This window comes from Streptomyces sp. NBC_00461 (assembly GCF_036013935.1).
Classification (GTDB): Bacteria; Actinomycetota; Actinomycetes; order Streptomycetales; family Streptomycetaceae; genus Streptomyces.
Map to the genome: position 1 here is coordinate 8,181,849 of NZ_CP107902.1, position 13,961 is coordinate 8,195,809.

General features: G+C 71.9%; 13 protein-coding genes and 2 pseudogenes. 10 read left to right on the top strand and 5 right to left on the bottom strand.

Annotated elements, in window-relative coordinates:
- Positions 1-101 precede the first annotated feature (101 nt).
- Positions 102-887, bottom strand: coding sequence for a CDP-alcohol phosphatidyltransferase family protein (locus OG870_RS37905; RefSeq protein ID WP_266525372.1), 786 nt, complete (start codon positions 885-887; stop codon positions 102-104).
- Between the two features lie 108 nt (positions 888-995).
- On the opposite strand from OG870_RS37905, the gene OG870_RS37910 reads away from it, so the two are divergent.
- From OG870_RS37910 to OG870_RS37930, 5 genes are all read left to right on the top strand, one after another.
- On the top strand, positions 996-1,979 hold the full coding sequence (locus tag OG870_RS37910) for a zinc-dependent alcohol dehydrogenase (RefSeq protein ID WP_266525374.1): 984 nt from the start codon (positions 996-998) through the stop codon (positions 1,977-1,979).
- A gap of 164 nt (positions 1,980-2,143) precedes the next feature.
- On the top strand, positions 2,144-2,542 hold the full coding sequence (locus OG870_RS37915; protein WP_266591381.1) for a 6-pyruvoyl trahydropterin synthase family protein: 399 nt from the start codon (positions 2,144-2,146) through the stop codon (positions 2,540-2,542).
- The gene (locus tag OG870_RS37920; protein ID WP_266525378.1) at positions 2,539-3,729 is read left to right on the top strand and encodes a glycosyltransferase family 4 protein; all 1,191 of its coding nucleotides are present in this window, start codon (positions 2,539-2,541) and stop codon (positions 3,727-3,729) included. Before OG870_RS37915 ends, OG870_RS37920 begins: the two co-directional genes overlap by 4 nt.
- Positions 3,726-4,712 carry a class I SAM-dependent methyltransferase gene (locus tag OG870_RS37925; protein ID WP_266525380.1) on the top strand — a complete coding sequence of 329 codons (987 nt, stop codon included), beginning with the start codon at positions 3,726-3,728 and terminating at the stop codon, positions 4,710-4,712. The genes OG870_RS37920 and OG870_RS37925 overlap by 4 nt, the downstream gene beginning before the upstream one ends.
- A 236-nt stretch (positions 4,713-4,948) precedes the next feature.
- Positions 4,949-6,073, top strand: a complete 1,125-nt coding sequence (locus OG870_RS37930; protein ID WP_266592590.1) for a lysylphosphatidylglycerol synthase transmembrane domain-containing protein — start codon at positions 4,949-4,951, stop codon at positions 6,071-6,073.
- On the opposite strand, the pseudogene OG870_RS37935 reads toward OG870_RS37930, so the two are convergent.
- Positions 5,959-6,705 (bottom strand): annotated as a pseudogene (locus OG870_RS37935) (creatininase family protein); the annotation flags it as partial. The gene OG870_RS37930 and the pseudogene OG870_RS37935 overlap by 115 nt on opposite strands.
- A 38-nt stretch (positions 6,706-6,743) precedes the next feature.
- Here OG870_RS37935 and ribA point away from each other — a divergent pair.
- From ribA to OG870_RS37950, 3 genes are all read left to right on the top strand, one after another.
- Positions 6,744-7,403, top strand: coding sequence for a GTP cyclohydrolase II (ribA, locus tag OG870_RS37940; protein WP_266525382.1), 660 nt, complete (start codon positions 6,744-6,746; stop codon positions 7,401-7,403).
- A 158-nt stretch (positions 7,404-7,561) separates the two neighbouring features.
- The gene (locus OG870_RS37945) at positions 7,562-8,641 is read left to right on the top strand and encodes a saccharopine dehydrogenase (RefSeq protein ID WP_266591383.1); all 1,080 of its coding nucleotides are present in this window, start codon (positions 7,562-7,564) and stop codon (positions 8,639-8,641) included.
- Positions 8,634-9,797 (top strand): saccharopine dehydrogenase family protein, encoded by a 1,164-nt coding sequence (locus OG870_RS37950; RefSeq protein WP_327691946.1) that lies wholly within the window; start codon positions 8,634-8,636, stop codon positions 9,795-9,797. Before OG870_RS37945 ends, OG870_RS37950 begins: the two co-directional genes overlap by 8 nt.
- Before the next feature lie 6 nt (positions 9,798-9,803).
- Here the strand turns inward: OG870_RS37950 and OG870_RS37955 are convergent, their stop codons facing one another.
- Complete coding sequence (locus OG870_RS37955) at positions 9,804-11,033, bottom strand: serine hydrolase domain-containing protein (RefSeq protein ID WP_266525388.1); 1,230 nt, start codon at positions 11,031-11,033, stop codon at positions 9,804-9,806.
- A 65-nt stretch (positions 11,034-11,098) separates the two neighbouring features.
- Positions 11,099-11,290 (bottom strand): annotated as a pseudogene (locus tag OG870_RS48305) (hypothetical protein); the annotation flags it as partial.
- Positions 11,291-11,356: 66 nt separating this feature from the next.
- Between OG870_RS48305 and OG870_RS37965 the strand changes: the two are divergent.
- Together OG870_RS37965 and OG870_RS37970 are read left to right on the top strand one after the other, a co-directional pair.
- Entirely contained in the window at positions 11,357-11,794 is a 438-nt protein-coding gene (locus tag OG870_RS37965; RefSeq protein ID WP_266525389.1) for a PPOX class F420-dependent oxidoreductase, read from the top strand.
- A 227-nt stretch (positions 11,795-12,021) separates the two neighbouring features.
- Positions 12,022-12,366: a VOC family protein gene (locus OG870_RS37970; protein ID WP_327691947.1), complete on the top strand. Its 345-nt coding sequence runs from the start codon at positions 12,022-12,024 to the stop codon at positions 12,364-12,366.
- A 148-nt stretch (positions 12,367-12,514) separates the two neighbouring features.
- Here OG870_RS37970 and OG870_RS37975 read toward each other — a convergent pair whose 3' ends face one another.
- Positions 12,515-13,873, bottom strand: a complete 1,359-nt coding sequence (locus OG870_RS37975; RefSeq protein WP_266525393.1) for an MFS transporter — start codon at positions 13,871-13,873, stop codon at positions 12,515-12,517.
- Positions 13,874-13,961: the final 88 nt, after the last annotated feature.

Sequence of the window (13,961 nt, forward strand, 5' to 3'; positions counted from 1 at the left end):
CCGGGTCGACCGGGAGGAGGCGAACCGGATCCAGGGGTGTCTCGGGCTCCAGGTGCGGGAGCTCACGGTGTACCGGCCGGTGCCGGAGGGGCGAGGGGCGTTCAGGACGCCACCGTCTCGCGCTCCGGCAGCACCGTCTCCCGCTCCAGCATCTCCTCGACCTCGCCCTCCTGGACCCGCGAGGTCCGCCACAGCCACGAAACGTCCCGGCCGAACGACCACAGGAGCGTGGTCAGCGCCATGGCGACGACGGCGAAGGCCGCCGTGTAGGGCAGCAGCCCCGAGGCGGCCGTCAGCAGGAAGATGCCCTGGAACGCGGCGACCGCCTTGCGGGCCGTGCTCGGTGGCAGCGAGGCGTTCAGCCACGGCCAGACACGGGCCGCGGCGACGAAGCCGTAGCGCATGCCGCCGATGAGCATGACCCAGAGGCCGAGATGCATCGACACGTACACGCTGAGCACCAGGATCAGGAACGCGTCGACCTCCATGTCGAAACGGGCGCCCAGCGCGGTCGACGTGCCGGTCCTGCGGGCCACCTTGCCGTCGACGCCGTCCAATATCAGGGCCACCGCCGTCAGGCCGACGAACAGCGTGACCGGCGGGGAGCTCTCGAAGGAGTCCGCGACCAGGGCCGTGACACCGCCGACCAGCGTGGCCCGGCCGAGGGTCACCCGGTTGGCCGGGCCGAAGGAGCGCAACCGGGAGCGGTGCAGCGCCCGGGAGAGCACCGCCCAGCTGGCGACGGCGAAGGCGAGGCCGGTCAGCCACCCTGCCGGCCCCATGCCGATCGCCGTGCCGAGCAGGGCCAGCAACAGGATCTGAACGCCCGCTCCCACAGCGGTCTCCTGCTGGACCAGCCTTGCGTCGTATGTGTTGTTCAGGGCCACCGCACACCCTCCGGCCGTATGACAGAGTCGATCAACGCCGCGCTCTGTGCGCGGCCTGTGCACACCTCGGTACGTGAACAACTTCCAGATGGTTCAGGAGGAGGCCAGATGAACTACATCGCACGCGCGTTCTGGCTCAGTCGTCAGGGTCTCGGTGAGATACGGAGCACCGATCTGGCGGGGCCCGCGGAGGGCGAGGTGCTGGTGCGCTCGCTCTTCTCGGGAGTCAGCCGTGGCACGGAGACACTCGTCTTCCGCGGCGGCGTCCCGGAGAGCCAGCACGCGGCCATGCGGGCACCGTTCCAGGAGGGCGACTTCCCGGCACCGGTGAAGTACGGCTACCTCAACGTCGGCGTGGTCGAGGAGGGGCCGGACGAACTCGTCGGCCGGACGGTGTTCTGCCTCTACCCGCACCAGACGCGATACGTCGTCCCGGCCGCCGCCGTGACCGTCGTACCGGACACCGTGCCCGCCGAGCGGGCCATCCTCGCCGGCACCGTCGAGACCGCCGTGAACGCCCTCTGGGACGCGGCGCCCCTGGTCGGCGACCGGATCGCGGTGGTCGGCGGCGGAATGGTCGGCTGCTCGGTGGCCGCCCTGCTGGCCCGCTTCCCCGGCGTCCGCGTCCAGCTGGTCGATGCCGACCCCACCCGCGCCAAGGTCGCCCAGGCCCTCGGTGTCGACTTCGCCCTGCCCGGCGACGCCCTCGACGGACGTGACCTCGTCGTCCACGCCAGCGCCACCGAACAGGGCCTCGCCCGCTCCCTGGAACTGCTCAACGCCGAGGGCACCGTCCTCGAACTGAGCTGGTACGGCGACCGGAAGGTCAGCCTGCCGCTCGGCGAGGCCTTCCACTCCCGGCGACTGGTCATCCGCAGCAGCCAGGTCGGCACCGTCTCCCCGGCCGGCCGCGCCGGCCGTACGTACGCCGACCGGCTCGCCCTCGCCCTCGACCTGCTCGCCGACCCCGCGCTCGACGCCCTCGTCACCGGTGAGTGCGCCTTCGAGGAACTGCCCGACGTCATGCCGCGTCTGGCCTCCGGGGAGATTCCGGCGCTGTGCCACCGGGTCAGGTACGAGGACACAGACTGACGGAGTCGTTCAATTTGGGACGACTTTCGGGTTGCAAGGCCGCCTGACCTGAGAAAAGAGTGAGGGGCGGTTGAACGCGGGAAACCGAAGAGCCGTATTACTAAGGCATCCCCCGGCGGCCAACAGTCGGGGGGCCAGACGTGCCGCACCTGGAGGGTCGTCCGTTGTTCAGTGTCACCGTCCGCGATCACATCATGATCGCCCACAGCTTCCGTGGCGAGGTCTTCGGACCCGCGCAGCGTCTGCACGGAGCGACGTTCCTGGTGGACGCCACATTCCGGCGCGAGCAGCTGGACGACGACAACATCGTCGTCGACATCGGACTCGCCACACAGGAACTGGGCGCCGTGGTCAGCGAGCTGAACTACAGAAACCTCGACAACGAGCCCGAGTTCGCCGGAGTCAACACCTCCACGGAGTTCCTGGCCAAGGTCATCGCCGACCGGCTCGCCGAGCGGATCGAGAAGGGCTCGCTCGGCGAGGGCGCCAGGGGCATCGCGGGGATCGCCGTGACCCTGCACGAGTCGCACATCGCCTGGGCGAGTTACGAGCGTGCCCTGTGACCGACGTGACCCTGGAGAAGGTGGAGCAGCCGGCGCTCGGCTATGTGCCCATCAAGCACTCCGCCCTGAAGAACGCCGAGATCATCCCCATGTCCCTGCGCTCCGTGCACTTCGTCCTGCCGGGCGGTGTCGACGACCCGGCCGCGCCGAGCGGCGGCAACGCCTACGACCGGCGGGTGAGCCTGGATCTGCCCGGCTTCGGCTGGCAGGTCCACCAGCACGCCGTGGCCGGCGAGTGGCCCCGGCCGGGAGCGGCGGCCCGTGCGGAACTCGCCCGTACGCTGCGGGAGTTCCCGGACGGGACGGTCGTCCTGCTGGACGGGATCGTCGCCTGCGGCGTCCCGGAGATCGTCGTCCCGGAGGCCGAGCGGCTGCGCCTCGCGGTCCTCGTGCACCTTCCACTCGGCGACGAGACGGGTCTCGAACCCGCCGTGGCCGCCGAGCTGGACGCCAAGGAGCGCGACGTGCTGCGGGCCGTGCCCGCTGTCATCGCCACCAGCGACTGGGCGGTGCGCCGCCTCGTCGCCCACCACGGCCTCGCCCCCGAGCGGGTCCACGTCGCCGCCCCCGGCGCCGACATCGCGCCCCTCGCCTCCGGCACCGACGGCCTCTCCCGTCTGCTGTGCGTGGCCGCGGTGACCCCGCGCAAGGGGCAGCACCGGCTGGTGCAGGCGCTGGCCGCGGCGAGGGACCTGCCGTGGAGCTGCGTATGCGTCGGCGGACTCGGGCACGACCCCGAATACGTCGCCCAACTGCGGCTGCTGATCAAGGAGCACGGCCTGCAGGACCGCATCGAACTCGCGGGCCCGAAGGCCGGCGCCGAGCTCGACGCCAGCTACAACACCGCCGACCTCATGGTCCTCACCTCGTACGCGGAGACGTACGGGATGGCGGTGACGGAGGCCCTCGCGCGCGGTATCCCCGTGCTGGCCACCGATGTGGGCGGGCTCCCGGAGGCGGTCGGGCGTGCCCCCGACGGCGGTGTCCCCGGCATCCTCGTCCCGCCGGAGAACCCCGCGGCCCTCGCCGCCGAACTGCGCGGCTGGTTCGGCGAGGCCGACGTACGACGCCGGCTGAAGGCCGCCGCCCGGGGCCGACGGGCCGCCCTGGACGGTTGGGCGACCACGGCCCGCAGCCTCGCCGGAGTACTGGGCCGGCTGCCGAGTGAACCCCGGAGGGCGGCATGAACAGGACCGTACAGATCGGTGAGAAGATCCCGGCACAGTCCGGGCCCAGGGAGGACGCCGTGCCCGTGGACTCCGTGATTCCCGGCGCCGGCCCCGCCGCCCCGGGCTCCGGCGAGCGCGCCACCGTACGGCTGCGGGACACCGGGCCGGCGGAGCCGCCCCGTTACGCGCCCGAGTGGCTCGAACTGCGCGAACCGGCCGACGCCGCCGGGCGGGCGCACGATCTGCTCGTCCCGCTGCGGATCCGGCTGGCCAACCTGCCGGGCAAGGCCGGGCTCGTCATCCACGACCTGGGCTGCGGCACCGGCTCGATGGGCCGGTGGCTCGCGCCCCGCCTGGACGGTGCCCAGCACTGGATCCTGCACGACCGCGACCCCTACCTCCTGCACTTCGCGGCCGTCGCCTCGCCGCGCTCCGCCGCCGACGGCAGCCGGGTCACCGTGGAGACCCGCCGCGGCGACGTCGCCCGGCTCACCCCGGACGGCCTGGCCGGCGCCTCCCTGGTGACGGCCTCCGCGCTCCTCGACGTCCTCACCCGCGAGGAGATCGAGACCCTCGCCGACGCCTGCACCGGGGCCGGCTGCCCGGCCCTGCTCACGCTCTCGGTCGCCGGACGTGTCGAGCTCACCCCGTCCGACCCGATGGACGCGGAGATCACCGACGCGTTCAACGCCCACCAGCGCCGGGACGGCATGCTCGGCCCGGACGCGATCACGGTGGCGTGCGAGGCGTTCTCGGAGCGGGGCGCGACCGTACAGGTCAACCCGAGCCCCTGGCGGCTCGGCCCCGGTGAGGCCGCGCTGACCGCCCAGTGGCTGCGCGGCTGGGTCGGCGCCGCGGTCGAGGAGCGCCCCGAGCTGAAGGCACGTGCAGAACGGTATCTGCGGGAGCGCCTGGCGGCCTGCGAGGCGGGCGAGCTGCGCGTCACGGTCCACCACAGCGACCTGCTGGCGCTGTCCCGGCCGACGGACGGGGCGTCATGAGCGTGGAGACGGTCAGGGCGGTCGTGGTGCTGCCGGAGCAGCGTGAACGAGGCGTGCAGGCCGAGCGGGGCATGGCGGTCGACACGTGGACCGGGGCCGCAACCCCGGCGGCCGACGGGCGCACCGGTGCCGTGCGGACCGGTGACGTCGTCTCCGTCCCGCCCGCCGGACCCGCCGTCTCCAAGGCCCGTATCGGCGTGATCGTCTCCTCCGAGCGGTCCGGGGCCGCCACCGGGATGTCCCGGTGGCGCGGTGTCCTGGCACGGCTCAACTCCCGTGCCGTACGCACCCACTTCGGCACCGTCGCAGGCGTCGTCATCCTCGGCGCCCTGCTGTGGCATCTCGGTACCGGCGTCCTGCTGGACGGGCTGCGGCGCATCGACGCCACGACGCTGCTGGTGTCGCTCGTGATCGGTGTGGCCACCACCGTGCTCAGCGCCTGGCGCTGGGCGCTGGTGGCCCGGGGCCTGAAGATCCGGCTGCCGCTCGGCGCGGCAGTCGCCGACTACTACCGGGCACTGTTCCTGAACGCCGCCCTGCCCGGCGGTGTCCTCGGCGATGTGCACCGGGCGGTCCGGCACGGGCAGAGCGCAGGCGACATGGGCCGCGGCGTACGCTCCGTGGTCCTCGAACGGGTCGCAGGGCAGGCCGCGTTGACGGTCGTCGGAGCGGCGATGCTGCTGACGATGGACTCGCCGGTACGGGACGAGGTGCGGCACTTCGCACCGCTGGTCGCGCTAGCCGCCGTCGGCGCGCTCGCCGTCGTGATCGCGCTGCGGATGAACCGCGCGCCCTCCCGGCGCGGACGCGCCCTGCGCTCGACGCTGGCCGAGGCCCGCGAGGGGCTGCTGTCGCGCCGCAACTGGCCGGGCGTGACCGTCTCGTCGCTCCTCATCCTCGCCGGTCACCTCGGGATGTTCGTGCTCGCCGCCCGGGTCGCGGACTCCCACGCCTCCGTCGCCGCCCTGCTGCCCCTCGCGGTACTGGCGCTGGTCGCCATGGGGCTGCCGCTGAACATCGGCGGCTTCGGGCCCCGGGAGGGCGTCACCGCCTGGGCGTTCGGGGCGGCCGGCCTCGGCGCGAGCAGCGGCGTGGCCGTCGCCGTGGTGTACGGCGTACTCAGCTTCGTGGCCGCGCTGCCGGGCGCCGTCGTCCTCGTGGCCCGCTGGTACACGGGCCTGCGCGACGGTTCCGTGACGGCCCAGGCGGCCCCGGAACCCGGCTCCGGCTATCCGCGCCCGTCCGCCGACGTGAGGAGCGAGAAATACGCGCCGAACGAATCCGCGAGGCTCGCGAGCAGTTCCTTCCCTTTTTCCGCGGAACCCAGCGAAGGGCGCCCGATGACCCCCGAATCGGTATAGCCGGACATACCGAGGGTGAGCAGATGACGGCGGTCGTCCGCGACGAAATCGGAGGTTTCATAACCGGGGCGGAGAAATTCCGGGTGAGCGTGCAGAAGGATGGAGGTCTCGATTTCTCCCGCGTGCATGTCGGTCAGCAGCGAGGTGGCCACCCCAGCCCGCTGCAACGCCGCTTCCCAGTCCTCCACGGCCGGGAAGAGCGCCATGCGCTCGCCGCGGGCGGAGGATTCCTGAACGACGTTGCCCAGTACGTAGTTTCCGCCGTGGCCGTTGACCACCACCAGGGCGTCGACGCCGGAGCGACGGAGCGAAGCCGCGATGTCCGACACCACCGCATGAAGGGTCACCGAGGAGATGCTGACGGTCCCGGGCCAGGCCGCGTGCTCGTGCGAGCAGGAGATCGTCACCGGGGGCAGGAGGTGCACCGGGTACGCCGCGGCGATCTCCCGGGCCACGGCACAGGCGACGAGCGTGTCGGTCGCCAGCGGAAGGAAGGCACCGTGCTGCTCGAAGCTCCCGACCGGAAGGACGGCGACCTGCGTTGAGACACCCGCCGCCCTGGTCCGTACCTCTTCCGTAGTGTCCGCCGGCACCAGCCCGTTCGCCGCCGTACGCCCGCCCGAATCACTCATTTCTTCACGGCCCTTCGTCTCTGCTTAGGAATCAGATCATGACAGATAAAATCGGCGTCCTCGGCAAGAAGTCCGCGCAGCGCACGGGCGTGGAGCGGATTGTGAATGCACCGCTGCCCACGGTGTACGGCCAATTCCGGGCGGTCGGCTACATGGACCATGACCGCGGTGACGAACAAGTGGCCCTGGTCCACGGCGAGATCGGCACGGACAACGTACTCACCCGACTCCATTCCGAGTGCCTGACCGGTGACGCGTTCGGCTCGCAGCACTGCGAATGCGGCGACCAGCTCGCCTCCGCGCTGAAGGCCGTGGTCGCCGAAGGCAGCGGCATCGTCGTCTACTTGAGGGGCCACGAGGGCCGCGGGATCGGTCTGCTGGCCAAGTTGCGGGCGATGGCGCTGCAGGCGGAGGGCCTGGACACCGTCGAGGCGAACCTCGCGCTCGGACTGCCGGTGGACGCCCGTGACTACGGCGTCGCCGCCGGGATCCTCCAGGACCTGGGCGTGAACTCGGTCCGGCTGATGTCCAACAACCCGCGCAAGCGGGAGGCGCTGGTGCAGCACGGCATCCAAGTGGCCGAGACCGTACCGCTGTTGATCCCGCCGTGCGAGAGCAACATCACCTATCTGCGCACCAAGCGCGAACGCCTCGACCATGTCCTGCCGCATCTGGACGCGGTGGCGCACCTGTCCTGATCACGCCCACCACCTCGCCGCCGCCCGTGTCCGCCGCGACCTGCCGTCGGCGAGGTGGGCCGTGACCCGCGCCCCGGCCGCGTACCCTTCGTGGACGTCAGCCCCTTGAGCGCCGGCCCTCTCGCGGCCGACGCCCCGCGCCCGGAGGCCCACCTCGTATGACAGAGCTCCATCTGTGGCTGCGCCACGAGGTCCGCAGCACCGAACGCCGCACGCCCCTCGTGCCGTCCGACGCCCGCCGGCTCGTCGACAGCGGGGTGACCCTGACCGTGGAGGAGTCCCCGCAGCGGATCTTCCCGATCGAGGAGTACGAGGCGGCGGGCTGCCGCGTCGCACCCGCGGGCTCATGGGTGTCGGCTCCGCACCGGGCCGTCGTCATCGGCCTGAAGGAACTCCCGGACGAGCCGGCCGAACTGACGCACCAGCACATTTTCTTCGGGCACGCCTACAAGCGGCAGCCCGGCGCTGAGGCCCTGCTGCGGCGCTTCGCCGCCGGGGGAGGGGCGCTCCTCGACCTGGAGTACCTGGTGGACGACGACGGCCGCAGGCTCGCCGCGTTCGGGTTCTGGGCCGGCTATCTGGGCGCCGCCCTGGCCGTGCTGCAGCAGCGGGGCAGGCTCGCGGCGCCCCTGACGCCCACGTCCAAGGAGGTCTTGGACGAGACGCTCCGACGCGCCGACGGGGACGAGGAGTTCACGGCTGTGGTGATCGGCGCCCTGGGCCGCAGCGGCCGGGGTGCGCGCGTCGCCTTCCGGACGGCCGGGGTCGAGCCGACCTGCTGGGACCTCGCCGAGACCCGCGACCTGGACCGGCCGGCCCTGCTCGCCCACGACGTCTTCGTGAACGCGGTCCTCGCCACCACCCCCATCCCGCCCTTCCTCCGGGAGCAGGACCTCGACGACCCCGCCCGCCGCCTGCGCACCGTCTGCGACGTCACCTGCGACGTCGGCTCCGAGCTGAACGTCCTGCCGGTCTACGACCGCACCACGGACTGGGAGCACCCCGTGCGCCGCCTGCGCGAGAACCCCCCGCACTCCCCGCACCCCCCACTCGACCTGATCGCCATCGACAACCTGCCATCCCTCCTCCCGCGGGAGTCCAGCACCGACTTCTCGGCGGCTCTGGTGCTCCAGCTCCTGGAGTTCGGTGCCGACGGGCCCTGGGGCCGCTGTCTGGACCGCTTCCGCCAGGCCTGCCGCGAACTCGGCATCACAGAAGGGGAGTTCCGCCATGTCTGACAGCACCGACAGGGTCACCGCGAGCGGCACCGTGCACTGGATCGGCGCCGGTCTGTCCACGGGCAGCGGCCTGGCCCGCCTGTGCGAGACGGCCGAGCGGGTACGGCTGTGGCACCGCACCGAGGAACGCGCCGCCCAGGCCCTCGACCGCCTGGGCCTGACCGGCCGCGCCGAGCCCCGCGCCTACACGCTCACCGCCCTCGCCGCCGAACTGGCCCCCGGCGACGTCGTCGTATCGATGCTGCCCGCACCGGAGCACGCCGCCATCCTGGCCGTCTGCGTGCGCGAGGGGGCCCACTTCGCCTGCTCCAGCTATGTGTCGGACGCCGTACTGGAACAGGTGCCCGGCGCCGCGAAGGCCGGCCTCGTCGTCCTCACGGAGGCGGGGCTCGACCCGGGCCTCGACCACCTCTTCGCGCACAGCCTCGTCGCCCGTGCCCGGGAGGCGATCGGCGCCGGCACGCCGGCCTCGTACCGCTTCACCTCGTACTGCGGCGGCATCCCGGCCGTCCCGAACGACTTCAGGTACCGCTTCAGCTGGGCGCCCGCGGGGGTGCTCAACGCGCTGCGCTCGCCCGCCCGTTACATCGAGGACGGCGCGCAGACCACCGTCGACCGGCCCTGGGAGGCCACCCGGCCGCACGTCCTCGACGGCGAGAGGTTCGAGGTCTACCCGAACCGGGACAGCGTCCCCTTCGTCGAGCAGTACGAACTGCCCGCCACCTGGCAGGCACGGTCCTTCGTCCGCGGCACCCTGCGTCTCGACGGCTGGCTGCGAGCCTGGGACGCGGTGTTCGAGGAGCTGAAGGCCGGTGACGACGCCCGCATCGCCGCGCTGGCACAGGAGTTGGCGGCCCGCCATCCCACCACCGACGCCGACCGCGACCGGGTGGTGCTCGCCGTGTCGCTGGAGGTCCGGGGCGAGGGGGAGCGGAGCTGGTCGGGGAGTTACCTCCTGGACCTGGTGGGCGACGCTCAGGAGAGCGCGATGGCCCGCTGCGTCTCCCGTCCCCTGGCCCTGGGCATCCGCCACATCCTTGACGGCACCCTGCCCGCCGGGCTCGACCGGGCGGCGGAGACGGCCGCCCGGTCCCAGCAGTGGCTGGACGAACTCGCCCACGAGGGGCTGGAGTTCACCCTGCGCACCGCGCCGTAGCCGGACTCAGTCCGTGACCGCCTCGTGGACCAGCCTCTTGAGGTCCGGGAAGAGCCTGAGTGACGACTTCGGCCGGACCTGAGTCATGAACTGCACGGTCAGATCACGGCTCGGGTCCACCCAGAACGTCGTGGTCGCCACCCCGCTCCAGCCGTACGTGCCCAGGCCCGACGGCGCCTGGGTGTGCTCGGGATCGATGACGACGGAGACGCCGAGGCCGAAGCCGACGCCGTCGTTGCCGGGCTCGTCGTGGGCCGGGCGGCTGCCGAAGGCGCGCAGGTCGGCGCCGCCGGGAAGGTGGTTGCGGGTCATCAGCTCCACCGTCTCGGGGGCCAGCAGACGCACCCCGTCGAGCTCGCCGCGGCGGCGCAGCAGCTCCATGAAGCGGTGCACGTCGTACGCGGAGGCCACCATGCCGCCGCTGCCGGACAGGAAGCGAGGCCGTCCGCGCAGCGGCAGCCCGGCGATCGGCTCGATGCCGCCCTCGGCGGTCTCGCCGTACAACTCGCTGAGCCGGGGCGCCTGTTCGTCAGGGACGCAGAAGCCCGCGTCGGTCATGCCGAGCGGGCCGAAGACGCGCTCGGCGAAGAACGCGTCGAGCGGCTGCCCGGACACGACCTCGATCACTCTGCCGAGCACATTGGTGGCGACCGAGTAGTTCCACTGTGTGCCCGGCTCGAACTGCAGCGGCAGGCGGGCGTACGCCTCGACGGTCCCGGCCAGGTCCGAGCCCGGCAGCACCGCCGAGTCGAGGCCGGCCGCGCGGTAGAGGGCGTCGACCGGGTGGGTGCGGTAGAAGGCGAAGGTCAGGCCCGCCGTGTGGGTCAACAGGTGCCGGATCAGCAAGGGTTGGGTTGCCGGGCGGGTCTGGACGTCGGTGCCCGAGCCGCTCTCGTACACCTGCGGGTCGGCGAAGGCCGGGAGATGGCGGGCGACCGGGTCGTCGAGCGACAGGCGGCCCTCCTCCACGAGTATCAGCGCGGCGACCGTGGTGACCGGTTTGGTCATGGAGTAGATCCGCCACAGGGTGTCGGCCTCGACGGGCAGATCCGCCGCGACGTCGCGGCGGCCGTGGGTGGTGAGGTGGGCGACGCGTCCGCCACGGGCCACCGCCAGCAGAAAGCCGGGCAGGCGTCCTTCGTCGACGTAGTGGGCGACGTGCTGGTCGAGGCGGTCCAGCGCCTTCGCGTCCAGCCCGGCCTCGCCCGGGTCGACCTCTTGTCGCAGCTGTGCCATCGCTCTCCTCCGAATGCGCTCGTCGAGGTGCGGTCCGGCAGTACCCCGCCCGACCGACCTCGGACTCATCGTCGCGCAGGAACGCGGGCACGGTCCCCTTCTTGACCATGATTGATCATCGGGGCCGAACGTTTCGGCAGCGCGCGGCCCGCCATGCCCCCGCCACCCCACAGCTGGGCGATGCCGTGCAAGTTCGCCCAAAGCGAGCCCGCGACGAGCCGGGCGTCCACGTAAGGCCGGGCCCGCCCGACCAGCTCAGCCTCGCGTATGCAGACAGTGTCCACCCGGGAATGCGGGAATCGGCCCGACGGGTTGACCCGGGTATGACTCAGGACACACTGCTCAGGCTGCTCTCCGACGACCGCAGCGGGGTGCTCGTCACCCTCAAGCGCGACGGCCGGCCCCAGCTGTCGAACGTCAGCCATCACTACTATCCCGACGAGCACATCGTCCGGATCTCGGTCACCGACGACCGCGCCAAGACCCGCAACCTGCTGCGCGACCCACGGGCGTCGTACCACGTGTCCACCCCCGACCGCCTTGCCTACACGGTCGTCGAGGGCACCGCCGACCTCTCACCCGTCGCGAAGGACCCGCACGACGACACGGTCGAGGAGCTGATCCGCCTCTACCGCGACGTCCTGGGCGAGCACCCGGACTGGGACGACTACCGTGCCGCGATGGTCCGCGACCGACGCCTGGTGGTGCGGCTGAGGGTGGAGCGGGCGTACGGAATTCCCAAGGGGGCCAACAGGGGCTGAGCGCACCACACCGTCCGCGCACCCCGGCCGCCCCTGAATCCGGCCGGAGCGCGCGGAGGCCCCCATGATTACCGCACTACGCGCGGTGCCTCAACGGCGCCTTTTGCCCCGAGCCCCACGAAGGCCGGTACGACGCCGGGCGGGGTGGCGTACGCCCGAGCGGGCCTGGTGCAACGCGTAGCGCGCGGGTGCTTGCCGTCTCCTCCCCGCGCGCATAGCCTCCGCGCGTGATCAATGGGGCACATGTGGTGATCTACACCCGCGACGCCGAGGCGGACCGGGCCTTCTTCCGGGACGTCCTCGGCTGGGCGCACGTCGACGCGGGACTCGGCTGGCTGATCTTCAGGGCACCGCCCGCGGAGGTCGCCTTCCATCCGGCCGAGGGCGAGCCGTCGCACGAACTGATGCTGATGTGCGACGACATCGACGCGACGACCGCCGAACTCACCGAAAAGGGAGTGGAGTTGACGCGGCCCCTGGAGGACGCCCGCTGGGGTCGGGTGACGGGTTTCCGGCTGCCGGGTGGGGGCGAGGTCGGCTTGTACGAGCCGCGTCACCCGCGAGCGACGTAGGGCGACACGGGGCCGCGTACGCACCCGCGACGCCGCGGCGCCGAAACCCCCGGGCTCCGGAGCCTTCGTGGCGTCCAGGGCCCGGGGGTGCCCGGGGTGATCGTGGAATCCCGGCCCGTGGTGGCCCGGGGGTGATCGTGCGGAGCGGTCAGGCCCTGACCGTCTCCGGCTGTGACGCTCCCTGGGGTGTGCGCTCACCCAGGTGTTCCGTCGGGATCCTGTGAGTCTCGCGGGCCGAGAGGGCGGCGATCACCGGCGGGACGCACAGGGCCGCCGTGAACAGCGCCACCGACGACCAGTCGCTGCCGTCGGGGCCCGCGATCTGGGCGGCGAACGTGACCGCGAAGCCCGCCACGGCGAAGCCGATCTGGGTGCCGATCGCCATGCCGGACAGGCGGACGCGAGTGGAGAACATCTCGCCGTAGAAGGACGGCCAGACGCCGTTCGCGGCGCTGTAGACCATGCCGAAGGTGACTATGCCCAGGATCAGGATCAGGGCGTAGTTGCCCGTCGAGATCGCCCAGAGGTAGAGGAACATGGTGATCGCGCTGCCGACCGCGCCGATCAGGAACACGGGGCGGCGGCCGATGCGGTCCGACAGGGTGGCCCACAGGGGGATCGCACCGAGTGCCACGAGGTTGGCGAGCGCGCCCACCCACAGCATGGAGGAGCGGGACATGCCGACCGAGTCGCTGGTGGCGTAGGCGAGGGCCCAGACCGTGAAGATCGTGGAGACCGAGGCGATGAGCGCGCCCCCGATCACCCGCAGCACGTCCACCCAGTGCTCGCGCAGCAGCACGACCAGCGGCAGCTTCACGACCCCCTCGGTGGCCGCCTGCTTCGCGAAGGCCGGAGTCTCCTCCAGCCTGCGACGGATGCCGTAGCCGACGACGGCGACGGCGACGCTCGCCCAGAACGGCACTCGCCAGCCCCATGACAGCAACTGGTCCTCGGGAAGCGCGGCGACCGGGATGAAGACCAGCGTGGCGATGAGCTGGCCGCCCTGTGTGCCACTGAGGGTGAAGCTGGTGAAGAAGCCGCGTCGGTCCGGTGGCGCGTGTTCCAGCGTCATGGAGTTGGCGCTGGCCTGCTCGCCGGCGGCCGAGATGCCCTGCAGGACACGGCAGGCGACCAGCAGGACCGGGGCGAGGGAGCCGACCTGGGCACGCGTGGGCAGACAGCCGATGAGGAACGTCGACAGGCCCATCAGGATCAGCGTGAAGACCATGATCTTCTTGCGGCCCACCCGGTCGCCGAAGTGCCCGAGGAAGAGCGCGCCGACGGGACGGGCCGCGTACGCGACGCCGAACGTGGCCAGCGACAGCAGGGTCGCGGTGGCCGGATCGGACTCGTCGAAGAAGACCTTCGGGAAGATCAGCGCGGCGGCGCTGCCGTAGATGAAGAAGTCGTAGTACTCCAGGGCGCTGCCGATCCAGGCGGCTGCTGCCGCCTTTTTCGGTTGCCCGACGGCGTCGGCAGGGTCGCGGGGTGCGACGGCATGCGTCACGGCGTGCTCCTTCGGGGGAACTCCAACGTAGGCGGAGTGAGCGGAGAGGGGAAGCAGAGGAAGCAGAGGCAGAGGGCCGTGATGGGGC